The sequence below is a fragment of the Vibrio sp. KUL80 genome (assembly GCF_059725495.1).
Genome location: NZ_AP045841.1, coordinates 2,709,103 through 2,732,627, shown reverse-complemented (window position 1 = coordinate 2,732,627; position 23,525 = coordinate 2,709,103). Strand labels below are relative to the sequence as shown.

Genomic DNA, 23,525 nt, shown 5'->3' with positions numbered 1-23,525 from the left:
CGACGCCCTGGAGAGTCGGCTTCTTATAGCTCGGCGTAGACCGATGCATACGTGAAAACTACTGGTTAAGGGAAAATATGCACAATAGTGTGATGAAGGCATGGCTCGAGTCTTCACACTTGGCAGGCGCCAATGCAACGTACGTAGAAGACCTCTACGAACTGTATCTAAGTGATCCCGAACAGGTAAGTGAGGAGTGGAAACGTGTATTTGATGGGTTGCCTGTGCAGCCTGATGTGGTTGAACAACCGCACTCACGTGTCCGTGATTACTTCCGACGACTCGCTCAAGAAACAAAGCATTCAAGTGCTCAAGTAAGTGACCCCGAGGTCGATGCAAAACAAGTAAAGGTTCTACAGCTTATCAATGCTTACCGCTTCCGCGGGCATCAAGCTGCTAATCTGGACCCACTTGGTTTATGGAAACGTCCAACTGTTGATGAATTGGAGCCTGCGTTCCATTCACTCACCGAAGATGACTTAGACGAAACGTTCAATGTGGGCTCTTTTGCTATCGGGCAAGAGAGCATGACGTTACGTGATCTTCACAAGGCGCTGCAAAAAACCTACTGTGGCTCTATCGGTGCAGAATACATGCACATGACGAACACTGCTCAAAAACGTTGGATTCAGCAACGTCTAGAGTCGGTTGTTGGTCAACCCTCCTTTGATTCCGAACATAAACACACTTTCTTAGCAGAACTTACCGCCGCTGAAGGTCTAGAGCGCTATCTTGGTGCTAAATTCCCAGGTGCTAAGCGTTTCTCGCTAGAGGGTGGTGATGCTCTAATCCCAATGACAAAAGAACTGATTCGACATGCTGGTAGCCAAGGCATGCGTGAAGTGGTCATTGGTATGGCGCACCGTGGTCGTTTGAACATGTTGGTTAACGTCTTGGGTAAAAAACCTCAAGACCTTTTCGATGAGTTTGCTGGTAAGCACGATGAAACATGGGGTACAGGTGATGTTAAGTACCACCAAGGTTTCTCTGCTGACTTCGCGACGCCAGGTGGAGATGTGCATTTAGCATTAGCATTCAACCCATCTCACCTTGAAATCGTTAACCCGGTTGTTATTGGTTCAGTTCGTGCTCGTCAAGATCGCTTAGGCGATAAAGATGGCGGTATGGTTCTGCCTATTACGATTCACGGCGACTCTGCGATTGCGGGTCAAGGTGTCGTACAAGAAACCTTTAACATGTCGCAAGCACGTGGCTTTAAAGTTGGCGGTACTATTCGCATCGTAGTGAATAACCAAGTTGGCTTTACGACCTCTAATCCGCGCGATACTCGTTCAACGATGTACTGTACCGATATCGCGAAAATGGTTCAGGCGCCGATTTTCCACGTTAACGCAGATGATCCAGAAGCGGTGGCATTTGTTACTCAGATTGCTTTAGATTTCCGCAACGAGTTCGCGAAAGACGTGGTTATTGACCTAGTTTGTTATCGTCGTCATGGTCACAACGAAGCTGATGAGCCGAACGCTACTCAGCCACTGATGTACCAGAAGATCAAAAAGCACCCAACACCGCGTAAGCTGTATGCGGATGTCCTGATCGAGCGTGAAGAGAGTGACATTGAAACTGCAACGCAGATGATCAATGAGTACCGTGACGCGCTGGATCGTGGTGAAGTGGTTTGTAAAGAGTGGCGCCCAATGGCACTTCACTCTGTTGACTGGTCTCCGTATCTTGGTCGAGATTGGGACGAAGAATGGGGTGGTCAGGTCGGTACTGAGCGCCTAGTTGCGCTTGGTCAGAAGCTTGGTCAATATCCAGATAGCCATAAGCTCCAAAGTCGAGTCAACAAGCTCTACAACGATCGTGCTGCCATGATGAGTGGCGAGAAGATGATCGACTGGGGTATGGCAGAGACGTTGGCGTATGCAACGCTGCTCGATGATGGTAAGCGCATCCGTATTTCAGGTCAGGATTCTGGTCGTGGTACGTTCTTCCACCGTCACTCAGTGCTGCACAACCAAGAAGATGCAAGTACCTACATTCCACTTGCTAACCTTCACGATAAACAGGGTCCATTCCAGGTATTTGACTCGGTTCTATCGGAAGAAGCGGTACTGGCATTTGAGTATGGCTATGCAACAGCAGAGCCAAGTGGTCTCACGATTTGGGAAGCACAGTTTGGTGATTTCGCCAACGGTGCTCAAGTTGTTATCGACCAATTTATTTCGTCTGGTGAGCAAAAGTGGGGTCGTCTGTGCGGTCTGACAATGCTGTTGCCGCACGGTTATGAAGGTCAAGGTCCAGAGCACTCTTCGGCTCGTCTAGAGCGTTACCTTCAATTATGTGCTGAACAAAACATGCAGGTGGTGATTCCATCAACGCCAGCTCAGGTTTATCACATGATTCGCCGTCAGGTCGTTCGTCCAATGCGTCGTCCGCTTATCGTCATGTCACCTAAGTCACTGCTAAGACACCCATTGTGTACGTCTAGCATTGAAGATTTGGCAGAGGGTACGTTTGAACCTGCGATCGGTGAAGTCGATGAGCTTAAGCCAGAAAACGTCAAGCGCGTTGTATTCTGCTCCGGTAAAGTCTATTTCGACTTGCTAGAGCAACGTCGTAGCAACGAGCAAGAAGATGTGGCGATTGTTCGTATTGAACAGCTATATCCATTCCCACTGGATGATGTAAAAGCCAAGATTGCTGAATACACCAATGCTCAAGATTTCGTTTGGTGTCAGGAAGAGCCTCAAAACCAAGGTGCTTGGTATTCAAGTCAACACAATTTCCGTGCAGCTATCCCTGCTGGCGCTGACTTGAAATACGCTGGTCGTCCAGCATCAGCATCTCCGGCGGTTGGTTATATGTCGGTACACTTGAAACAACAGAAAGCGTTAATTTCTGACGCGTTGACCCTAGATTAAGAACTAGAAGAAAAAGGAAGAAACAGATATGACAATTGAAATTCTGGTTCCAGACTTACCTGAATCAGTTGCAGACGCGACAGTCGCGACTTGGCACAAGAAACCAGGCGAAGCGGTAGCGCGTGATGAAGTTATCGTTGATATCGAAACCGATAAAGTGGTTCTTGAAGTCCCTGCACCTGAAGACGGTGTTCTTGAAGAGATTATTGAAGAAGAAGGCGCAACGGTTCTATCTAAGCAGCTGATTGCCAAGCTTAAGCCTGGTGCAGTCGCTGGTGAACCAACCACAGATACCACTGAATCAACAGAAGCTTCTCCAGACAAGCGTCACAAAGCGGCGCTAACGGAAGAGTCTAATGACGCTCTGAGCCCAGCCGTTCGTCGTCTTCTTGCAGAGAACGACCTCAGAGCTGAGGATGTAAAAGGCACTGGTGTTGGCGGTCGTATTACGCGTGAAGACATCGAAGCGCATCTGGCTACAGCGAAGAACGCACCTAAAGCTGAGGCTGAGGCAGCGGTAGCACCTGTATTGGCTCGTAGCCAAAAACGTGTACCTATGACTCGCCTACGTAAACGTGTAGCGGAGCGTCTGCTTGAAGCGAAGAACAGCACCGCGATGCTGACGACGTTTAACGAAGTGAACATGAAGCCAATTATGGATCTTCGTAAGCAGTACAAAGACCAGTTTGAAGAGCGCCACGGCACTCGTCTAGGCTTTATGTCTTTCTACGTGAAGGCCGTAACGGAAGCGCTAAAACGCTACCCAGAAGTGAACGCATCTATCGACGGTGATGACATCGTTTATCACAACTACTTTGACATCAGCATGGCAGTTTCAACGCCACGTGGTCTTGTGACACCAGTACTAAAAGACTGTGATTCACTAGGCTTTGCTGATATCGAGAAAGGTATTAAAGAGCTAGCGATCAAAGGTCGTGACGGCAAACTAACGGTTGAAGAGTTGACGGGTGGTAACTTCACCATCACTAACGGCGGTGTGTTTGGCTCACTAATGTCTACGCCTATCATCAACCCACCACAAGCGGCAATCTTGGGTATGCACAAGATTCAAGACCGTCCGATGGCTGTTGATGGCAAGGTAGAGATCCTGCCGATGATGTATTTAGCGCTTTCTTATGACCACCGTTTAATCGATGGTCGTGAGTCAGTAGGTTTCTTGGTGACTATCAAGGAACTACTGGAAGATCCAGCACGCTTGCTACTGGATGTATAGTTAAGCGTTGTTTTTATTTTGGATGTATAGACGTCCAAAATAAATGGAGCTAGACTAGCTCAACGTCTAGCTCCTTAGTAAGCCCCGAAGAGGCGGCTCTAACGAGTACTCCTACAGACGTATTACCGATAATCGGTATATGGAAATATAAAATCCCTCAGGGATATAACAAATGGAATCGCACAATGAATTTGCATGAATATCAAGCCAAACAGCTGTTTGCAGAATTCGGATTGCCTGTACCAGAAGGCTACGCATGTGACACCCCACAAGAAGCATTCGAAGCTGCTGGTCGTATCAGTACTGAAAAGAAAGTAGTTAAATGTCAGGTTCACGCTGGTGGCCGCGGTAAAGCGGGCGGCGTGGAGCTTCATGACACCAAAGATGGTGTTAAAGAATTCGCTCAGAAGTGGCTTGGTAAGAACCTAGTGACTTATCAAACAGACGCAAATGGTCAACCAGTGACTAAGATCCTAGTTGAAGAAGCGTCTAACATCGCCAATGAGCTGTATCTTGGTGCCGTTGTTGACCGTGCTACACGTCGTATCGTGTTTATGGCATCAACTGAAGGTGGCGTTGAGATTGAAAAAGTGGCGGAAGAAACGCCAGAGCTTATTCATAAAGCTGCGATTGATCCATTAGTGGGTCCACAGGCTTACCAAGGTCGTGAGCTTGCGTTCAAGCTTGGTCTTGAAGGCGACCAAATCAAGCAGTTCGTAAAAATCTTCATGGGTCTGGGCAACATGTTTGCTCAATACGACCTTGCATTGCTAGAAATTAACCCACTGGTTATCACTGGCGAAGGCAACCTTCTATGTCTTGATGGCAAGATCAACATCGATTCAAATGCACTTTACCGTCAGCCTAAGCTTCGTGAAATGCACGATCCTTCGCAAGAAGATGAGCGTGAAGCACACGCGGCTCAATGGGAGCTTAACTACGTAGCACTTGATGGCAACATCGGCTGTATGGTTAACGGTGCGGGTCTTGCAATGGGTACCATGGACATCGTAAACCTACACGGCGGTCAGCCAGCTAACTTCCTTGATGTAGGTGGTGGTGCGACAAAAGAACGCGTAACCGAAGCGTTTAAGATCATCCTATCTGACAGCAACGTGAAAGCAGTTCTGGTTAACATCTTCGGTGGTATCGTACGTTGTGACCTTATCGCGGATGGCATCATCGGTGCAGTTGAAGAAGTGGGTGTTGAAGTACCAGTAGTGGTTCGTCTAGAGGGTAACAATGCGCCTCTCGGCTCACAAAAACTCGCGGAAAGTGGTCTGAATATCATTGCTGCAAGCTCGCTAACAGAAGCAGCGGAAAAAGTAGTTGCTGCAGCGGAGGGCAAATAATGTCTGTACTAATTAATAAAGATACAAAAGTTATCTGCCAAGGCTTCACTGGTGGTCAAGGTACGTTCCACTCAGAGCAAGCTATTGCTTACGGCACACAAATGGTTGGCGGTGTTTCTCCAGGCAAAGGTGGTCAAACTCATCTAGGTCTTCCTGTATTTAACACAGTACGCGAAGCGGTTGAAGTAACTGGTGCAACGGCATCAGTTATCTACGTACCAGCTCCGTTCTGCAAAGATGCGATTCTTGAAGCGATTGATGCTGGTATCAAGCTTATCGTAACCATCACTGAAGGCATTCCAACGCTTGATCTACTTGACGTTAAAGTACGTCTAGATGAAGCGGGCGTTGTGATGATTGGTCCAAACTGTCCAGGCGTTATCACTCCTGATGAGTGTAAGATCGGTATCATGCCAGGCCATATCCACAAGAAAGGTAAAGTGGGTATCGTATCTCGTTCAGGTACGCTTACGTACGAAGCGGTTAAGCAGACAACTGACGAAGGCTTTGGTCAGTCTACCTGTGTTGGTATCGGTGGTGACCCAATCCCAGGTTCAAACTTCATTGATATCCTGAAGCTGTTTGAACAAGATCCAGAGACTGAAGCTATCGTTATGATCGGTGAGATCGGCGGTACTGCTGAAGAAGAAGCTGCGGCGTTTATCAAAGAGAACGTCACTAAGCCGGTTGTCTCTTATATTGCAGGTGTTACAGCGCCTCCTGGTAAACGTATGGGTCACGCTGGTGCGATTATCTCTGGTGGTAAAGGTACCGCAGAAGACAAGTTTGCAGCACTAGAAGCTGCGGGTGTTAAGACGGTTAAGAGCCTTGCTGACATTGGTAAAGGTCTTCGTGAGATCACCGGTTGGTAATGCCTAGTTGTTAAAAATACAAAGCTCTAGCGATTCGCTAGAGCTTTTTTGTTTCTAGTATCTAAACTACGTGTAAACCTAAGAATCCGTCGAACGTTAGGCTCTTGAGGGCGCGAGCTGAGCCAGTAAGAAGAACCCTGCAGCACTGATCACCACTGATGGCCCTGCGGGTGTATCGTAGAACCAAGAGAGGCTAAGGCCACAAAAGACAGAGATGATACCAATGATAGATGCGGTAACAGCCATTTGCTCTGGTGTCACAGTAAACTTGCGAGCGGTGGCTGCGGGAATGATGAGTAGTGATGTCATAATCAGTGCGCCAACAAACTTCATTCCGATAGCGATAACCAGACCCACCATTAACATAATGATTAAGCGCATTAAATCGACGTTGACGCCTTCAACGGCAGCGAGATCTTCATTCACAGTCGTTGACAGAAGTGGCCGCCAAAAAATGAACAGCAACAAGCCAATCACCGCGACTCCAGCATAAATGTAGAAAAGATCGGTCGGCGAGACAGCAAGCAGGTCACCAAAAAGGTAGCTCATCAAATCGACGCGAACATTATCCAAAAAGCTTACGGCAACCAAACCGAGCGAGAGCGCACTATGTGCGAGTATCCCAAGCAGAGTATCTGTCGCAACCAGTTTCTGCTTTTGCAGCGTCACCAAAACGATAGCTAACGCCATACAGCAAATGACGAGCGCGAGATAGAGATTAATGTTGAACAGAAAGCCAAGAGCTAAACCCATTAGTGAGGCATGGGCAAGCGTATCGCCAAAGTAAGCCATTCTGCGCCAAACCACGAAGGAACCAAGTGGACCAGCAATCAAAGCAATGCCAATACCGGCAATAATCGAAGGAAGTAAAAACTCAATCATGATGGGCGTGTCCGTGATCATGGTGTGAACATTGTGTGGCGTCACCTTGCACTGGTTCACCTGACAGGTCGTGGTGGTGATGTAGGTGCTGATGTTGATAGAAGGCCAGTGTTTCTTGCGTAGCACTACCAAACAATGCAATGTAAGAAGGGTGCTGTCTGACCGTTTGTGGCGCACCTTGGCAACAAATGTGGTGGTGCAGACAGATAACGTTATCGGACTTTGCCATCACCAGATGAAGGTCGTGCGACACCATAAACACGGCACAATTAAATCGATGACGTATCGAATCGATGAGTTCGTAGAGGTCGATCTGACCCTGCACATCAACACCTTGCGCAGGCTCATCAAGGACCAATATATCAGGTCGTTGCAAGAGCGCACGTGCGAGCAATACGCGCTGGTTCTCACCACCAGAGAGTTGATGCATGTTGTTCTTAATTAGGTGTTCAGCTCCGACAAGCTTTAGAGCATCGAGCCTTTCTTGAACACTGTACTTACCGGCTAATGCCAGAAAGCGCTCCACATTAAGCGGAAGTGAATCATTGAGTTTGAGCTTCTGAGGAACATAACCAATCTTGAGTTTTTTATCGCGCGTAATATGGCCCTTGTAGCGATTTTGAAGACCCAGTATGACCTTTACCAGCGTAGACTTTCCGGCACCATTAGGACCTATTAGAGTGAGAATTTCACCACGATTTATCGTTAGGCTAATATTATCTAGAACCTTTCTCTTGCTGAACTCAACACTAACGCGGTCCAGTTTAATCAGTTCGGACATAAATAGAACTCATTTGCAATTGATACGTGTTATAATGTAACATTTCGAGCCATTACTAGCTAGAAGGATTTTGAAGCCCTATGCATCGTTACATTCCAATTGTGGCACTTACTACACTGCTTCCGCTTAAATCGCAAGCTTTTGAAGTGCTAAACAGTATTAAACCATTTGAGATGATTTCTCAGGAGCTTATCCTCGATGGGCAATCTACGTCTTCAATATTGAATGCCAACGCCTCTCCTCATGATTATGCACTCAAACCTTCTGACGTGAAGAAATTACGTAGCAGTGAACTTGTGGTTTGGTTTGGTAACGATCTTGAGAGCTTCTTATCAAAGTCTCTGGAAGGGCAGCCTAATACGGTAAAAATTGAAGCGATTGACGGGCTATCGCTGCGTGAATTTGGCGAAGATGAGCATGACCATGGGCATGAAGGTCATCATCACGGTAGCTATGATCCTCATGTATGGTTAGGCCCTGAGCAGAGCCGACAGGTTGCGCGTGCAATCTCGACCAAGCTTCAAGAGCTTGACGCTGATAATACCGAAGCTTACCAACAAAAGTTGGCGCAGTTTGAAGCTAGTCTAGATAAAACGATTGATGAAGTGAAGGCACAACTTGAGCCGGTTCGTAGTGAAGGCTACTACGTTTTCCATGATGCGTACGGATACTACGAGGAATTCTTTAAGCTCAACAACCTCGGACATTTTACTGTTAGCCCTGAACGTAAGCCTGGCGCTAAGACACTGATCTCAATTAAGACAACGCTGCGCGAGCAGAATGTAAAATGCGTGTTCTCTGAGCCTCAATTTACCCCTGCGGTTGTTGAGTCATTGACACGCGGGACGGGCACGCATATTGGTCAGCTCGACCCATTAGGTACTGATATTGAGGTGAAAAAAGGCAGCTACTTCACCTTCTTAAAGGCAGTTGCAGATAGCTATGCAGGGTGTCTAAGTCAGTAAAAGCCGACAAATGACATTGCACATAATGTGAGTGCCGTTCCACAAAATGGGCGTTTAATTAAGTTTTACCTGTGATCATTTAGCCATTTAGGCGACTGAAGTCACGCTTTTCCTTTCCTAACAAAGCCAAATCCAGTAGATTTACGATAATTATCGTCGCAAATTAACTGGTTTGGCTTTGACTCTATCCTTGCTGCAAACACTTAGCTCGCCTACTACCTCGCATAAAAGAGCGGGTAGTCAAACGGTGTCTGCTCGCTCGATATTTACTTGTTTGTTCACCGCTTTGCTTTTGCTATGTCCATTAAGCCTAAAAGCGAAAGAGCTTCCTCCTGTTTTTTATCCTTTGTCATTACAAACCAATGGGCAGTTCCTAGCTGCTAAACAGTTGTTTCCGGGGGTTGAGGGAGGGCTTTGGTCCATTGACGTCCATAGTCGTGTGCGCTTTTACGATGGTACTCGATTTATTGAGTTAGAGAATCTCGCGTTCGAATATAATGACGTCACTTTTTTTGAGGGGCAGTTTTGGTATGCAAAGGCAAACAAGCTTTTTTCTAAAAAGCCGTTTGGTAACGTCGAGAAGGTTTATACCACTAAGCTGACTGAGCATATTCAATCGCTTGGAAATGGTGGTGAACACATTTGGTTTGCGACCGACCAACACCTCTATCTTGGTAGTGATTCAAACTCTCGATTTGAATCCATTGAGATCAAGGCGTTTGAGCGCTTTTATGGTGGTGTTGGCGTTTCGGTGACCGCAGCGATAGACACTTCAGATGGTTGGTACATAGGAACCAATGTTGGGCTCTATCGTTGGCAAAACGATAGTTTGAGCTACGTGGGGAAAACACATCGTGGACAAGTCTCTCGGTTACTTGTCGAGCCCCAGTCGAATACGCTTGTCATAGGCTACCACTCCGGTGTTGAGACTTTGCCATTAGATAACAATGGCGAACGACAGTTCTTTCCACTAGGTCAACATGTACTTGCACTTGAGAGCTCCGCGACACATTTTTGGGTAGGAACGGAGCAGGGACTGTACCTTCTGGACAAAGCGTCTCAGGAAATTAAACGAGTCAAATTTAACCCTCACGATGAATTTGGTCTTGCTGGTGAGAAGATCTATGCCCTTGTCGCGGACGGTGAACTCGGTATGTGGATCGCGACGAATAACGGTGTCCGTTATTTTTCTGAATATGGTTCGCTTTTTAAACGTAGCTCGGTAACGATTGATGAAAACCTGAATCGCTTAGAGCCAAAGCTGGAGGTGATGGATAATCCGCTTGGAGGATATTGGGTCATTACCGGAAGCGCGCTCTACTCCGTTGATGAGCAGGGTGAGTCAGCGATGGTATTTTGGGGCGCAGTGACCTCACTTGCACAGCGCGAGCAAGAGCTTTGGTTGGCCACAGACCGAGGGCTCATGCATGTAGAGCTTGGGGCTTACCAAATTACAGCAATGAATCAAACCGTAGAAAACCTCCCGGCTCAGGTCGAACATGTTGCTTTAGGGAGTGGTCACGTATTGTGGGTCAGTGACGGTCTTCATCTTTTCAGTATCGACATCGAAACTCGCTCTGCAAAAGACTATGGGCAAGAATGGGTTGTGAGTGGTCACTTACCCGCAAAGGTGACCGAGATAAATGCACTTGGGAAGGATAGGGCCCTCATTGGCACGGATCACGGGCTCTATATCATTGAGCAAGGTCGAAGTCGTTATATTGGTGAAAGTGAGCCATTTGGAAGCGTCACCGAAATGGTTGCGCATGACAATAGTATCTGGGCTGCTAGCAGCTATGGTGCGTTTCGCTATGATACTGAGCATCAGTTATTTTCTCGACTGGAGCTTTTTCAGGATAGCACTAGACCTGTTTGTATTACTCGAAGTGATAATGCGTTTTGGCTTATTAGCTCTGCGGGACTCACCGCATACAATGATAATGGGCAGATAGTCAGACACCTAAGTGCGCCTTATGGTGTGATAAGCAATGAATTTATTAACGGTAGCTGTGCTTATAGCTCATACAGTGATCGCGTCGTTTTAGGTTCACGATATGGCATCGTAGAGTTTTCTCCCAACAAACTGCTAGATAACCCTGCGCCAACCCCTAAGGTTTTAGTCTCGCAAGTATCGGTGAATAACGAACCCATCAGCTTGGGTGACATTCAGGAGGCGGTCCACGACGTTGATTATGGCGATAGCATTGCATTGCAATTGAGCTTGTGGCCGTCTAATCAAGGCCAAAGTTTGGTATACCGAACACCGGATACCGATTGGCAAATGATGCAAGGCTTCCAACTAAACATTGATAAGCCAACGCCAGGTATCCACTCCCTTGAAGTGGCCGTACTAGGTGCGCAAGAGCAGAGTCTTCCTATACGCTTCAGTTATTTAGTACGTACTCCTTGGTACATGACGGGCATGTTCTATTCCGTCCTAGGGCTAGCATCCATACTGCTTATTGCTGGCATTATCTATTGGCGCTCAAGACGGATTCGGTTTATGAACCGCTCGTTGAAGACACAAGTCGCCTTAAAAACTGAGCAGCTTCAGCACCAGAGTCGAGTATTGGTTGGTAATAATCAGCAGTTGCGTAAGGCTTTCAAAATCCGACAACTATTGCTGCAAGAGCTGGTGGAGCAAGCGGCCCAACATAGTGCTCAGTTTAAGCTTGAGCAGATCCCTAACTGGTCAAAGAGTAAAACGCCAGATTATGATGGACTTGACAACATCAAGGCTATTTTTGATGAGGAGAGTACATCACCTGTTGTTTGCTCTGTGGTTAGTATCCTCAAGTTTACCGTCGATGCGTGGAAAAAAGAGCTGGATAGCTACGGCATAAAAGTCGAACTCGTGGTCAAAGCGAGCTGTGAGCGTGTAGTTCTCGATACGTGTAATCTCGACATCATCTTCAACTCTGTCATCGCTAATGCACTTCGAAGAATGGTTCGAGGTCAGGTGCTTAAGGTGACGGTTGATGATGAACTAACCAAACTCAATGTTATTTTCGAAGACAATGGTTTACCTTTGCCTAACTACAACGAACAGGCCTCCACTCAATCGTTTGACGGAAAGGAGAGTCAGCTCGATTTTAGCCCTTCGAGCCTCCCTGCTCATATTCATCGCTCAGGTGGGGAGTTAAAGCCCGTCGAAAGAGGAAGCACGAATCGTTTAACACTTCGTTGGATGCTCTCTCCAGAAGACAAGCGAGACAGTGGTTCTGGCGATATCTCAGAGCGTACAGTTGGAAAACCGATACTCGGAGTGGAGGCTTCGAAGCAGCCTGTTGAAATAAAAGTCGACAAGCATGAGCAGTGGAAGCGCCAAGTTACTCGACTAGTATCGGAGCAGTTTAATGACCCGGACTTTAGTACTGCGTCTGTATCTAAAGCTCTATTCTTGTCAGAAAGGAGCTTCCAGCGCCGCTTTAAATCGCAGTTTAACAGTACCTTTACCGATTATTTAACGGATGTTCGCATGGAAAAAGCCTGTGAGATGCTTCTGCAGGGAGAGAAGGTGTCGGACGTTGCCTTTGCGTGTGGCTTTAATGATCCATCGTACTTCTCGCAGCGCTTTAAGGTCTACTTTGGCCTTCCACCATCTAAGTTTGCCATGATGGACGTGACCGAGAGCTAGGTATTGAGTGACCTTGTTACAGATTAAAGTAGCGATAAAATGCACGCTGCTTCAGTCTCTCCAGTGGGAGGTTAGTAAGGCGTAAACGTACAGCATCTCCAGGTCTTAATTGAGCCGCAACGGAAAGATCGCGAAATGCGACTACACCAAGTTTTGGATACCCGCCAAGCGTTTGATGGTCGCTTAACATGACAATAGGATTGCCGTCGGGTGGGATCTGTACAGCACCACAGACAATACCTTCAGAAATGAGTGAGTGAGTATTTACTGGCTCTGACTCAAGGCTTGCTTGTAGTCTAACTCCCATTCTGTTGCTGTTCGGACTGACGCTGTAAGGTTGTTGCAGAACTCTTTGCAGAAGACGCCTATCCAATTGGTGATATTGAAAGCTAGGGATAATACGAAGTGTACGCAGGCCTTCGTAATTGGGCATTGCCGTTCTGGGGATGTTATCGGAAGGAATGGATGAATCGCTGTCGACTGACTTTAGCGAATCTCCATTAGCTAATGGCAAACCTGCTTTGATACCACCGACCCCATCGCGCTCGACGGTCGATGTGCTTCCCATAAAGGTTGCGACATCGAATCCACCGCTTGTAGAGATATAGGTTCGGCAACCCGCTCTCGGGATCGATAAATGCAACTCTTGTCCATCTCTGAGGCCAAATGGATGCCAATTGACGACTCTTCTACTGTCTGTGCTCCCTGTCAGTATCTCGGCGTTGCAATCTGCGCCAGTGAGAACAAGGATCATATCACCCTCGGCTCGGAATTTGGCACGCCCCAATAATATTTCGAGGCTGGTGCTAGACATGGTGTTACCCAGTAGTTTTTGTCCCCAACAGTGAGCATGAAGGTCTGCGGCGCCACCTTGAGTGAGTCCGTATTTACTGGCTCCAAACCGGCCTAAGTCTTGAGTCGTTATATGATGATTATCATTGATGACAATTAGGCGTCCCATAAGCGCCCTCCTAGCGACAAAAACTTCTGTTTACTAATGGCATGGAATTGCACTCTGTCACCGACTTTTAGAAGTGATTGATCTGGTGACGCTTGATTAAACAGGGGTAAAGGACAATTGCCAATAATTTGCCATCCTCCCGGAGTGTCGTTGGGATAGACGGCGGTTTGGTTGTTTGCGATACCGACACTGCCTTTTGGCACAAACGAGCGGGGTGTGACGTGTATTGGTGCCCGTATCTGCTCGGGCAACTCTGCCAGAAATGCAAAGCCAGGGGCAAAACCAATCGCACACACTGAGTAAACCGTACTGGTGTGGTACATGACTATATCTTGTCGAGATAACGACAGCGAGGCTTCTAGTGCGAGCAAATCTGGAGCAACTTCTTCACCATAATAAGTGGGCAACATAATAGGCTCACCTAACGTGTCCTCATCAATCTCATCTTTGGCAGAAATTCCCTCTACGAACTGAATGATCTGGTTGGCAGAGCCGCGAATCGGATGAAACTCAATAAGAAGCGTTGTGTAGGAGGGGGTGCAGTTGGTAATTGAGCCTGAAAACGCTTGCTCTAGCTGATTGGCGATACTGGCAATTTTCGTAGGAAGGGACGTATCTATACGGCTAGCAAAGGTTAACATCAGTGCCGATTCACTCACTTGCTCTATAGACGGCGTCTTCATGATTTAGCCTTAGCTTCAGTCTGAGCGATACGCTGTTTTAACTGACTTGCTACTTTTATAGACGCTTGGTTATCACCGTGGACGCAAAGTGTATCTGGCGCTAGAAGTAATGACTCACCTTCTATGGTGGTGATTGGGCGCTGTGACAGAAAAGCATCAGCTTGTGACAATATTTCGTCAGGCTGGTGAAGGACGGCGTTGTCGAGCTGACGAGGCGCAAGGCGACCAGAGCTCAGATACCGACGATCGGCAAACGCCTCCATAATCAAAGCAACTCCCACCTCGTCAGCAAGAGAGCGATAAGTGTTCGCTTCTGCGGTGTCTAATATCATCAAAGGCAACTCTAGCGTATGAGCGGCCTGCAACACAGCATCAAATACAGAAGCAGATGCCATCATATCGTTATAAAGCGCGCCATGAGGTTTTATGTACTCGACACAGCTTTGATGATGCTTTGTAACCGCTTGTAACGCACCTACCTGATACAGGATAGAGTGAGTAATGGACTCACCAGCCATGGCAAGACTGCGCCTGCCAAATCCCTGTAAATCTGGATACCCCGGATGTGCTCCTATGGTGACGTCATTTGCTTTGCAAAGTTTAACGGTTTGCGACATGTGGTCGGGGTCGGATGCATGAAAGCCACAAGCGATGTTTGCCATGTCGAGAAGCGGGATCAGTTCGCTGTCACATCCCATACTCCATTGACCAAAGCTTTCACCAACGTCTCCATTTAACTTCATCATAGGATAATTTCCTTTTATCAGAGATAGTTAAATTATGAAGTGGTGTGTGTGTTTTTACAATTCGCGGACGGTAGGTTTGTGAGGTATTAGATAGCAGACAAAAAAAATCGCGGCATAGCCGGGGGACCATACCGCGGGTGTCAATGACACCTTCGCTTGCTGCCGGAGTGATGTGGTCGCCCACATCACCTCTGGAATTTCGATTAACAGGAGCAGGTTGCTCTGTTGGTATTAACTATAAATAACTCGACTTAATTTCCTTATAAAAATAACGGCAAGTTACCATGAAGATTGCGACAGTTTTCTCGGGTACATTTAACTTGTTGAAAATATACACTTTTATTTAAATTTAGTTTTTGTGGCTGTCATTGTTTTGTCACGATAAAAGTTTTTGAGATGACATTTTGACGTAATTGACGGACATATTTTGACAAATAATACGTTTGCAATCCGGCCTAAATTGACGTAGCGCAATGCGCAAAATAAGCTTGCAACTATAAAATGACCGTTAATGTTAATATTTCTCATTACCAATCATAGTTTGGGTGAATTGAATGAAACTTGCTGATTTGAACATCGGAAGCAGTGGCAAGATTGCTGCACTAACTGGGCTATCGAGTGACGTCCGTAAAAAATTGATGGTAATGGGATTGTTACCAAACACCGAAGTAAAGGTGATTCGTCGTGCTCCTATGGGCGACCCATTGCAGATCGAAGTGCGTGGCGTGTCACTAGCGGTTCGCAACAATATTGCTCAATCAATAGAAGTGGAGTCATTGTGATGAACTACACCATCCTTACTGTTGGTAATCCTAATAGTGGTAAAACAACGCTATTCAATGGCCTAACAGGTGCTAAGCAGCAAGTCGGTAACTGGGCTGGCGTGACGGTTGAAAAGAAAACGGGTCAATACAGCCATGCCGGTGACCAATTTCAGCTAACGGATCTACCTGGTATCTATGCCCTAGATAGTGGAAATGATGGCAACAGTATCGATGAGTCTATTGCTTCTCGTGCGGTACTGACTCATCCAGCAGACCTTATTATCAATGTTGTCGACGCAACAAGCCTCGAGCGCAGTCTGTACATGACGCTGCAGCTTCGTGAACTTGGTCGTCCAATGGTCGTTGTGCTTAACAAAATGGATGCGTTAAAGCGCGAACGTATCAAGCTGGATGTCGCTGGCTTAGAAAAAGCACTTGGCTGCCCAGTGCTTACGCTTTCTGCGACGGATAAAGATCAGGTAAGAGCCCTGAAAGAGCGTTTGCATAAAACGGTTGTGCAAGGTCTTACTCTCGATGCACTTGCGATTAACTATGGCTCTGAAATGGAACAGGCGATCGCAAAAGTTGATCCGGCCTTTGCTGGTGAGTCAGTGAGCTCTCGCGCTTTGGCGATTCGAGCGCTAGAAAATGATGTTATGGTGCTGAACTCACTCACCTCAGAGCAGAGAGATGAGATCGAGCTGGCATCAAACCAAGCAGAGATCGACATTGACCTTCAAGTGGCGGATACCAAGTACACCTTCTTGCATGAGCAGTGTAAAAAGCTTCGCCGCAGCGAGGGTAAACTGAGCCGAAGCTTTACCGAAAAAGTAGATGGCTTCATCCTCAATAAATGGGTTGGTGTGCCTTTCTTCTTCGTGGTCATGTATCTCATGTTCATGTTCTCCATTAACATTGGCAGTGCTTTCATCGACTTCTTTGATATCGGCGTTGGCGCACTTCTTGTTGATGGCGGGCACTACCTTCTTGATGACCACCTTCCAGTTTGGCTTGTTACTTTGATCGCCGATGGTGTCGGTGGCGGTATCCAAACCGTGGCGACTTTTATTCCCGTGATCGCTGCGCTTTATCTGTTCTTGGCGGTACTAGAGAGCTCAGGCTATATGTCACGAGCGGCGTTTGTACTTGATAAAGTCATGCAGAAAATTGGTCTGCCAGGCAAAGCGTTTGTGCCTCTTGTGCTTGGCTTTGGTTGTAACGTGCCTTCAATTATGGCGACACGTACGCTGGATCAAGAGCGTGAGCGTAAACTCGCCGCTTCTATGGCACCGTTTATGTCATGTGGCGCGAGACTGCCTGTATACGCTCTGTTTGCGGCTGCATTCTTCCCAGAGAGCGGTCAGAACGTGGTATTTGCTCTTTACCTTTTAGGTATTGTTGCAGCCGTCTTTACTGGCTTGGTGTTAAAGCACACGATTTACCCGGGCTCCAGCGATAGCCTAGTGATGGAAATGCCTGACTATGAGCTACCAACTTTCCAGAATGTGATGATTAAGACCTGGCAGAAGCTAAAGCGCTTTGTACTCGGTGCCGGTAAAACCATCGTTGTAGTTGTGACCATTCTTAGCTTCCTAAACTCTGTGGGTACAGATGGTAGCTTCGGTAACCAAGATAGCGAGAACTCAGTACTGTCAAAAGCAGCGCAAGTGGTCACCCCTGTTTTCGCACCTATGGGTGTTCAGCAAGACAACTGGCCAGCAACAGTAGGTATTATCACGGGTATCTTCGCTAAAGAAGCGGTGGTCGGTACGCTAAACAGCCTCTACACCTCTAGTGAGGGTGAAGAGGGTGAATATGATCTACTGGGTAGCCTTCAAGAAGCCGTTGAATCTATTCCTGCGAACCTAGCGGATCTCAGCTACTCAGACCCACTGGGTGTCGATGTCGGTGATCTGTCTGATTCGTCAGCAGTAGCAGAAGACCAAGAGGTAGATAGCTCTATCTTTGGTAACCTTAAAGGCTACTTCGTGACCAGTAACGCAGCGTTTGCTTACTTGATCTTTATCTTGCTCTACACCCCTTGTGTTGCAGCTATGGGCGCTTACGTGAAAGAGTTTGGACAGAAGTACGCGCGTTTTATTGCAGTATGGACCATGGGACTTGCCTACGGTGGTGCGACGCTGTACTACCAAGTCACACACTTTGCTCTTCACCCGATGTCGAGTGCTGTGTGGATCGTTGCAATCTTAGCGATGTGCGCATTTGTGTGGAAACTGCTTAAGAACCAAGGCAAAAAGCAGGCACAAATGGAGATGCAAACGGCATGATTCTATCGGAGTTGAAAGCGTATATTGAAGCGAACCCAGCCGCAAACCGACAAGAGCTAGCGAAGCAGTTCTCGCTCAGCGAAGACGGAGTTGATGCCATGCTTGCGGTCTGGATTCGGAAAGGAAAGCTTTCAAGGACGGAAGATTGCGATAAGAAGGGCCAGGTGATTCGCGTGCGATATCATGTGAATCAAGCTGATGCTTTATCGCTGAGTGTTAAAATGTAGTCACGAAAAAGCTCCGATTTTGTCGGAGCTTTTCTTTTCTTGAACCACCAGCTGTTCGTCAATCATGCGCTTTGAAAAAGTTCGCTTTCCGCTAGCTGCGACTGAATACGTTGAACCAAGCTGTGTTGGTCTTCATCACTGCGATACTCACCCTTGGTGCTTCCCCATAGTGGTCCGGGCCACGCGATATCATTCTTAAAGCGCGCAATATGATGAACGTGAAGCTGCGGCACCATATTACCCAGAGCGCCAAAATTGAGTTTATCGGGGGTAAACAGGGCCTCTAGAGCACGGTTGACCACCTCTGACTCGAGTAGAAACTGTTGCTGCTCATGCATTGGCAGGTGATGCAGCTCAGTTAAGTCTGCTTTCTTAGGCACCAAGATAACCCAAGGAACCGAGTCATCTTTGTGTAGTAGCGCCAGACTCAATGGAAATTCACCAAGTAGGCTCGTGTCTTTTGTTAGTTGTGGGTGCAGTTCAAAGCTCATGGTAGGCGCTCATGTCGAAATAAAAGGGACAAAAAAGGCGAGGTGCTCTCGCATCTCGCCTTCTATTATGAATGGTAATTCAACAAATTACATTCTTTCTAGTGTCTCGATACCCAATAGCTCAAGACCTTGTTTGATAGTCTTAGCAGTTAGGGCTGCAAGACGTAGACGGCTTTGCTTCACCGCTTCGTCTTCGGCAACTAGGATTGGGCACGCTTCGTAGAAGCTAGAGAATTGACCTGCTAGTTCGAATAGGTAGCTACACATGATGTGAGGCTGACCTTCACGAGCCACTGACTCAACCGCTTCTTCAAATTGTAGAAGCTTAGCAACCAGTGCTTTCTCTTTTTCGTCAGTGATCTTGATGTCGCCAGTAAGCTCATCCATCGACACACCAGCTTTAGCAAATACAGACGCTACGCGTGTATACGCATACTGCATGTATGGTGCTGTGTTGCCTTCAAATGCAAGCATGTTGTCCCAGTCAAACACGTAGTCAGTAGTACGGTGCTTAGAAAGATCTGCGTACTTAACCGCTGCCATTGCAACTGTGTTCGCGATGTTTGCTTTCTCTTCGCTTGCAAGTTCAGGGTTCTTAGACTCGATAAGCGTGTTTGCACGCTCAACCGCTTCATCTAGAAGGTCTGCGAGACGAACAGTGCCGCCAGCACGTGTCTTAAATGGACGGCCATCTTTACCTAGCATCATACCGAATGCGTGGTGCTCAAGCGTTGTTGACTCTGGCACGTAGCCAGCTTTACGAACAATTGTCCAAGCCTGTTGCAGGTGCTGATGCTGACGTGAGTCGATGAAGTAAAGCACGCGATCTGCGCCTAGCTGCTCGTAGCGGTACTTAGCACAAGCGATATCCGTAGTGGTGTAAAGGAAGCCGCCGTCACGCTTCTGGATGATAACGCCCATTGGCTCACCATCTTTGTTCTTGTACTCATCAAGGAATACAACTTGCGCGCCGTCATCTTCTACTGCAAGACCTTTTTCTTTCAGGTCTTGAACAATACCTGGCAGCATGTCGTTGTACATGCTTTCGCCCATTACGTCATCGCGAGTTAGTGATACGTTTAGACGGTCGTAGTTACGCTGGTTTTGAATCATAGTGACGTCAACCAGTTTCTTCCACATCTCGCCACAGAACTCATCGCCACCTTGAAGTTTTACAACATAGCCACGTGCGCGTTCGGCAAACTCTGCATCTTCGTCATACAGTTTTTTAGACTCACGGTAAAACGCTTCAAGGTCAGAAAGTTCCATAGAGACTTCACCAGACTCTTGTTGTACGCGCTCTAGGTTTGCGATAAGCATACCGAACTGAGTACCCCAGTCACCGATATGGTTTGCACGAATCACCTTGTGACCCAAAAACTCTAGCGTGCGAACAACCGCATCACCGATGATGGTTGAGCGCAGGTGACCAACGTGCATTTCTTTAGCCACGTTTGGCGCTGAGTAGTCAGCAACGATCGTTTGCTGCTCTTGAGAAGCCACACCCAAGCGAGAGTCAGCTAGAGCCTCGTCTGCTTGCTGTGCTAGGAACTTTTCACTTAGGAAGATGTTGATAAAGCCAGGACCAGCAATTTCTGTTTTGCTTGCAATTCCATCTAGGTCCAAAACATCCAGAACTTTTTGCGCGAATTCTCGTGGATTAGTACCCAACTTCTTAGCAACGCCCATTACACCGTTTGCTTGGTAGTCACCAAACTGTGGCTTTGCAGATTGGCGAACAGCCGCAGGACTGCCTGCAGGTGCGCCAGCGGCTTCTAGAGCCTGAGATACTTTGTCGTTGATCAGTGCTTGGATATTCACACGCATTTCCTTCAAAACTTGGCTTCAATTCTTGGAATTGGATTTAATCTAGTAAATTGGCGCACATAATAGCAACTTTAACGCCGCTGACCTAGGGGGAAAGTTTGTATTTTTTCTGATTCTAGCTCAATCCTGCTACTATTTGGCGTTTGATGATCAAAGTGAGCACGAAAAAATGCAACAAACCCTGATAGAAAAAGGTCTAGTGCCTTCTGCAATGTTGAATAAAATCGATGATTTTCTGGATAATATTCAGGCTTTATGCAGCCTGTTAGCTATCGATTTATCTGCTTATCAGGCGGATCATATTGCTTTGCGTATTAACGATGCTGAGCTAGCAAAAGCGGCGCATCAAGCATGGTTAGAATATGGGAAAGTGATCTCTGAGGCGCAGATCAACGGTCGTCCAATTATCGTGCTTGAGTTCGATAACGCTGTTCAAAGTCATGGCTGGTCAATTGAATGTCTAGAATTGCCTTACCCTGCGATTGGTAAAACACACCCAGTAGAGGATTGGGAACATGTTGAATTTGTGGTGCCATCAAATGCGCTGACCGCTGAGGCTTTTTTGCAAGATCTCTATAAGCTGTTTCCGCACCTTGAGCGTCAGCTTGAGCAAGCGAAACAACAAGGCGTAAAGGTGAAGTTATCGAGTCCGAAAGGAGAAGGTGAGCGTCTGGCTAACCCAACGGTCGCGTTTAAATTCAATAACATCTGCATCAAGCTCCACCCTCACAGTTTGAAAAACATCGTCGCTTCAGAGCACGAATAAGTGACTCCGCTCTTAATCTGACAACCTAGTGAAAAAGGTTACTTGCGTGGTTAACAGTTAAACACGGTAAAGACACCTTCATACCAATGAACGCGCGTCGGCAAGCTACAATTGAAGAATGTATTCAGATTGTAAGGAAACGACGCGTGAATCTAAACAAGGTGGTTGGTGATAATACAAGGCTTATTGGTATTGCGGCGATGTTGTCTTGCCTGCCAATGGCTACTCATGCCAAAGAGTTTGACTTCGACAACCCTCAATGTGATGTCAAAGCATCTCGCAGTATCACCAATGATCACCTCACACTTAACCTCAACTTCTGCAATCAGCTAACACTTCACGACGGCAAGCTAGCCAAGTGGACCGATTCACGCATTCAGCCCTATTTGTCCGCATCAAAACGCTGGCTAGAGGTCATTCTTGCTGTGGATGGGGTCGAGCAGCACAGCCTAGACATTGACTTCTACGTGGTTCCCATGGATAACGCCAACGGTATGGCGGGGCCAGAGGCTGAAATTGACGTTAATTGGCGTTTAATCCCAACCGAAGGCTCGGTATTTATTGGCAGCCACACCTACGAACCTGGGTTTGAACAGGTGGAGTTCAATGCCAATATTCTGCATGAAATGGGGCACGTGTTTGGCATCGGTGCGTATTCCATGGACTACACACGTCACGACGGACAGCTCGGTAAGGTGTTTATGGTGCGCGATAGCCAAGCGGTGAAGCGGTTTAATGAGCAATATGATGTGGATTATCGTGAGCTGCCAATCAGTGATGACGGTGGGCATCTTTACGACTCTAAGTGGAGTGAAGATAAAAAACGCTACGATAAGAATGGTCGCCCAGTGCCAGACATGAGTGCAGAGTTGATGGCAAATGGCAACCTGATAGGTCCGGTGACATTGGGGATGCTTGATGATTTGGGCTATCGGGTGGATTATTCGAAAGGTGACACCTACCAGTAAATGTCGACGCTATGAAAGAGAAAAAGCCCTTCACACTGAGATGAGAAGGGCTTTTTAATCTAATGAAATCAGATAGGTAATTACAAAATCACTGTCTTGTTTCCGTAGACGAATACGTGGTCATTGACTACTTTATTAAGCGCTTTAGATAAGACATTCTTCTCTACGTCACGACCCGCTTGTGCCATATCAGCAGCGCTGAAGTTGTGGTCGACAGGAATAACGTCTTGCTTAATGATCGGACCTTCATCCAAATCGTTGGTAACAAAGTGCGCGGTCGCACCAATGATCTTAACGCCGCGATCATACGCTTGCTGATAAGGTTTCGCGCCGATAAAAGCAGGCAAGAAGCTGTGGTGGATGTTAATGATCTTGTGATGGTACTTCTCAACGAAAGTCGGCGTCAGTACGCGCATGTACTTAGCTAACACTAGGTAGTCTGCTTCATATTGATCAATGGCTTCCAACATTTTTGCTTCGTGCTCTTCGCGGCTAAGACCTTCGTGAGACACACAGTGATAAGGAATATCAAACTTCTCTGTTAGTCCTTGAAGTATGTCGTAGTTGCCGATAACTGCTGCAATCTCGACGTCTAGGCTGCCATCGAAGTTTTTCATCAGGATATCACCAAGACAATGTGCCTCTTTGGTCACTAAGATCACGATGCGTTTGCGAGATGAATCAACCAGTCTGCGTTTAGTGCCTTCAGGAAGGGCGTGGTCTAGGTCTGCTAAGAAGGTCTCGTCATTGAAGTAACCTTCAAGCTCGGTACGCATAAAGAAATGACCGCTGGTGTTATCCACAAATTCGTTGTTGTGAATAATGTTTAGCTGGTGCTTGTAACAGATGTTAGTGATCTTTGAGATCAAACCTGGCGCATCGTTGCAATGCGTCAATAAGGTCTTCTTTTCCATGATTTACTGCTTCCGTGAAAATGTCATTCATACCTCGTGGTCACTCAAACTATTTATTTGGTGTGTCAGTGATTATGCAACTCAATGAAAGGCATTGGAGGTTTGCTCACTCGAGGATTTAATCTTTGCTGCGTGTTATTAAGGTTGTACGCAATATAACCGACATTATTAATCTATTCTGAGCAAGGTTTCAACAAAAGAAGTCTGCCGCGCTAGTGACAAAGGCTCTAGCAAGCCAGATTTCGATGCAATCTAGCAGCCCTAACCCCTATCAAATCGGTT

General features: G+C 47.0%; 19 protein-coding genes. 11 read left to right on the top strand and 8 right to left on the bottom strand.

Annotated features, from left to right (window positions below):
• Positions 1-77: 77 nt before the first annotated feature.
• The 4 genes from sucA (at position 78) to sucD (ending at position 6,343) form a co-directional block, all read left to right on the top strand.
• A complete protein-coding gene (sucA, locus tag AC6I8U_RS12605) occupies positions 78-2,885 on the top strand; it encodes a 2-oxoglutarate dehydrogenase E1 component (RefSeq protein ID WP_234494378.1) in 2,808 nt (935 codons plus the stop codon).
• Between the two features lie 28 nt (positions 2,886-2,913).
• Positions 2,914-4,119, top strand: a complete 1,206-nt coding sequence (gene odhB / locus AC6I8U_RS12600; protein ID WP_498017067.1) for a 2-oxoglutarate dehydrogenase complex dihydrolipoyllysine-residue succinyltransferase — start codon at positions 2,914-2,916, stop codon at positions 4,117-4,119.
• Positions 4,120-4,304: 185 nt separating this feature from the next.
• Positions 4,305-5,471, top strand: a complete 1,167-nt coding sequence (gene sucC / locus AC6I8U_RS12595; protein ID WP_042476405.1) for an ADP-forming succinate--CoA ligase subunit beta — start codon at positions 4,305-4,307, stop codon at positions 5,469-5,471.
• On the top strand, positions 5,471-6,343 hold the full coding sequence (gene sucD, locus AC6I8U_RS12590; RefSeq protein WP_042476406.1) for a succinate--CoA ligase subunit alpha: 873 nt from the start codon (positions 5,471-5,473) through the stop codon (positions 6,341-6,343). The genes sucC and sucD overlap by 1 nt, the downstream gene beginning before the upstream one ends.
• 96 nt (positions 6,344-6,439) lie before the next feature.
• Here the strand turns inward: sucD and znuB are convergent, their stop codons facing one another.
• The gene (gene znuB, locus AC6I8U_RS12585) at positions 6,440-7,225 is read right to left on the bottom strand and encodes a zinc ABC transporter permease subunit ZnuB (protein WP_498017066.1); all 786 of its coding nucleotides are present in this window, start codon (positions 7,223-7,225) and stop codon (positions 6,440-6,442) included.
• Positions 7,218-8,006, bottom strand: a complete 789-nt coding sequence (gene znuC, locus AC6I8U_RS12580) for a zinc ABC transporter ATP-binding protein ZnuC (RefSeq protein ID WP_234494374.1) — start codon at positions 8,004-8,006, stop codon at positions 7,218-7,220. The genes znuB and znuC overlap by 8 nt, the downstream gene beginning before the upstream one ends.
• A gap of 80 nt (positions 8,007-8,086) precedes the next feature.
• Here znuC and znuA point away from each other — a divergent pair, with 80 nt between their 5' ends.
• Both znuA and AC6I8U_RS12570 read left to right on the top strand, forming a co-directional pair.
• On the top strand, positions 8,087-8,971 hold the full coding sequence (znuA, locus tag AC6I8U_RS12575; RefSeq protein WP_498017065.1) for a zinc ABC transporter substrate-binding protein ZnuA: 885 nt from the start codon (positions 8,087-8,089) through the stop codon (positions 8,969-8,971).
• A gap of 178 nt (positions 8,972-9,149) precedes the next feature.
• Positions 9,150-12,608, top strand: a complete 3,459-nt coding sequence (locus tag AC6I8U_RS12570) for a helix-turn-helix domain-containing protein (protein WP_498017064.1) — start codon at positions 9,150-9,152, stop codon at positions 12,606-12,608.
• A 16-nt stretch (positions 12,609-12,624) separates the two neighbouring features.
• Here the strand turns inward: AC6I8U_RS12570 and AC6I8U_RS12565 are convergent, their stop codons facing one another.
• Genes AC6I8U_RS12565 through AC6I8U_RS12555 form a run of 3 tightly spaced genes read right to left on the bottom strand, consistent with a single transcriptional unit; the run spans position 12,625 to position 14,995 of the window.
• Positions 12,625-13,569: a 5-oxoprolinase subunit C family protein gene (locus AC6I8U_RS12565; RefSeq protein WP_498017063.1), complete on the bottom strand. Its 945-nt coding sequence runs from the start codon at positions 13,567-13,569 to the stop codon at positions 12,625-12,627.
• The gene (gene pxpB / locus AC6I8U_RS12560) at positions 13,557-14,252 is read right to left on the bottom strand and encodes a 5-oxoprolinase subunit PxpB (RefSeq protein ID WP_498017062.1); all 696 of its coding nucleotides are present in this window, start codon (positions 14,250-14,252) and stop codon (positions 13,557-13,559) included. Before pxpB ends, AC6I8U_RS12565 begins: the two co-directional genes overlap by 13 nt.
• Positions 14,249-14,995 carry a 5-oxoprolinase subunit PxpA gene (locus tag AC6I8U_RS12555; RefSeq protein ID WP_498018360.1) on the bottom strand — a complete coding sequence of 249 codons (747 nt, stop codon included), beginning with the start codon at positions 14,993-14,995 and terminating at the stop codon, positions 14,249-14,251. Before AC6I8U_RS12555 ends, pxpB begins: the two co-directional genes overlap by 4 nt.
• Before the next feature lie 557 nt (positions 14,996-15,552).
• Here AC6I8U_RS12555 and AC6I8U_RS12550 point away from each other — a divergent pair.
• From AC6I8U_RS12550 to AC6I8U_RS12540, 3 genes are read left to right on the top strand one after another with little or no spacing between them, the layout of a single operon-like run.
• Positions 15,553-15,780 (top strand): FeoA family protein, encoded by a 228-nt coding sequence (locus tag AC6I8U_RS12550; RefSeq protein WP_498017061.1) that lies wholly within the window; start codon positions 15,553-15,555, stop codon positions 15,778-15,780.
• Entirely contained in the window at positions 15,780-18,050 is a 2,271-nt protein-coding gene (gene feoB, locus AC6I8U_RS12545) for a Fe(2+) transporter permease subunit FeoB (protein WP_498017060.1), read from the top strand. The genes AC6I8U_RS12550 and feoB overlap by 1 nt, the downstream gene beginning before the upstream one ends.
• Positions 18,047-18,277: a FeoC-like transcriptional regulator gene (locus tag AC6I8U_RS12540; RefSeq protein ID WP_128647838.1), complete on the top strand. Its 231-nt coding sequence runs from the start codon at positions 18,047-18,049 to the stop codon at positions 18,275-18,277. The genes feoB and AC6I8U_RS12540 overlap by 4 nt, the downstream gene beginning before the upstream one ends.
• Positions 18,278-18,339: 62 nt before the next feature.
• On the opposite strand, the gene AC6I8U_RS12535 is transcribed toward AC6I8U_RS12540, so the two are convergent.
• Together AC6I8U_RS12535 and argS are read right to left on the bottom strand one after the other, a co-directional pair.
• Positions 18,340-18,768, bottom strand: a complete 429-nt coding sequence (locus AC6I8U_RS12535) for an HIT domain-containing protein (protein WP_498017059.1) — start codon at positions 18,766-18,768, stop codon at positions 18,340-18,342.
• 87 nt (positions 18,769-18,855) lie between these two features.
• Complete coding sequence (argS, locus tag AC6I8U_RS12530) at positions 18,856-20,589, bottom strand: arginine--tRNA ligase (protein ID WP_498017058.1); 1,734 nt, start codon at positions 20,587-20,589, stop codon at positions 18,856-18,858.
• A gap of 175 nt (positions 20,590-20,764) precedes the next feature.
• Here argS and AC6I8U_RS12525 point away from each other — a divergent pair, with 175 nt between their 5' ends.
• On the top strand, positions 20,765-21,361 hold the full coding sequence (locus AC6I8U_RS12525; protein WP_498017057.1) for a VOC family protein: 597 nt from the start codon (positions 20,765-20,767) through the stop codon (positions 21,359-21,361).
• A gap of 146 nt (positions 21,362-21,507) precedes the next feature.
• Entirely contained in the window at positions 21,508-22,329 is an 822-nt protein-coding gene (locus tag AC6I8U_RS12520; RefSeq protein ID WP_498017056.1) for a hypothetical protein, read from the top strand.
• 80 nt (positions 22,330-22,409) lie between these two features.
• Here the strand turns inward: AC6I8U_RS12520 and purU are convergent, their stop codons facing one another.
• Positions 22,410-23,243, bottom strand: a complete 834-nt coding sequence (purU, locus tag AC6I8U_RS12515; protein WP_234494363.1) for a formyltetrahydrofolate deformylase — start codon at positions 23,241-23,243, stop codon at positions 22,410-22,412.
• Positions 23,244-23,525: the final 282 nt, after the last annotated feature.

Coding starts and splice junctions, on each gene's coding strand:
- sucA (WP_234494378.1), top strand. CDS start 78: ATGCACAATAGTGTGATGAAGGCATGGCTCGAGTCTTCACACTTGGCA.
- odhB (WP_498017067.1), top strand. CDS start 2,914: ATGACAATTGAAATTCTGGTTCCAGACTTACCTGAATCAGTTGCAGAC.
- sucC (WP_042476405.1), top strand. CDS start 4,305: ATGAATTTGCATGAATATCAAGCCAAACAGCTGTTTGCAGAATTCGGA.
- sucD (WP_042476406.1), top strand. CDS start 5,471: ATGTCTGTACTAATTAATAAAGATACAAAAGTTATCTGCCAAGGCTTC.
- znuB (WP_498017066.1), bottom strand. CDS start 7,225: ATGATTGAGTTTTTACTTCCTTCGATTATTGCCGGTATTGGCATTGCT.
- znuC (WP_234494374.1), bottom strand. CDS start 8,006: ATGTCCGAACTGATTAAACTGGACCGCGTTAGTGTTGAGTTCAGCAAG.
- znuA (WP_498017065.1), top strand. CDS start 8,087: ATGCATCGTTACATTCCAATTGTGGCACTTACTACACTGCTTCCGCTT.
- AC6I8U_RS12565 (WP_498017063.1), bottom strand. CDS start 13,569: ATGGGACGCCTAATTGTCATCAATGATAATCATCATATAACGACTCAA.
- pxpB (WP_498017062.1), bottom strand. CDS start 14,252: ATGAAGACGCCGTCTATAGAGCAAGTGAGTGAATCGGCACTGATGTTA.
- AC6I8U_RS12555 (WP_498018360.1), bottom strand. CDS start 14,995: ATGAAGTTAAATGGAGACGTTGGTGAAAGCTTTGGTCAATGGAGTATG.
- AC6I8U_RS12550 (WP_498017061.1), top strand. CDS start 15,553: ATGAAACTTGCTGATTTGAACATCGGAAGCAGTGGCAAGATTGCTGCA.
- feoB (WP_498017060.1), top strand. CDS start 15,780: ATGAACTACACCATCCTTACTGTTGGTAATCCTAATAGTGGTAAAACA.
- AC6I8U_RS12540 (WP_128647838.1), top strand. CDS start 18,047: ATGATTCTATCGGAGTTGAAAGCGTATATTGAAGCGAACCCAGCCGCA.
- AC6I8U_RS12535 (WP_498017059.1), bottom strand. CDS start 18,768: ATGAGCTTTGAACTGCACCCACAACTAACAAAAGACACGAGCCTACTT.
- AC6I8U_RS12525 (WP_498017057.1), top strand. CDS start 20,765: ATGCAACAAACCCTGATAGAAAAAGGTCTAGTGCCTTCTGCAATGTTG.
- purU (WP_234494363.1), bottom strand. CDS start 23,243: ATGGAAAAGAAGACCTTATTGACGCATTGCAACGATGCGCCAGGTTTG.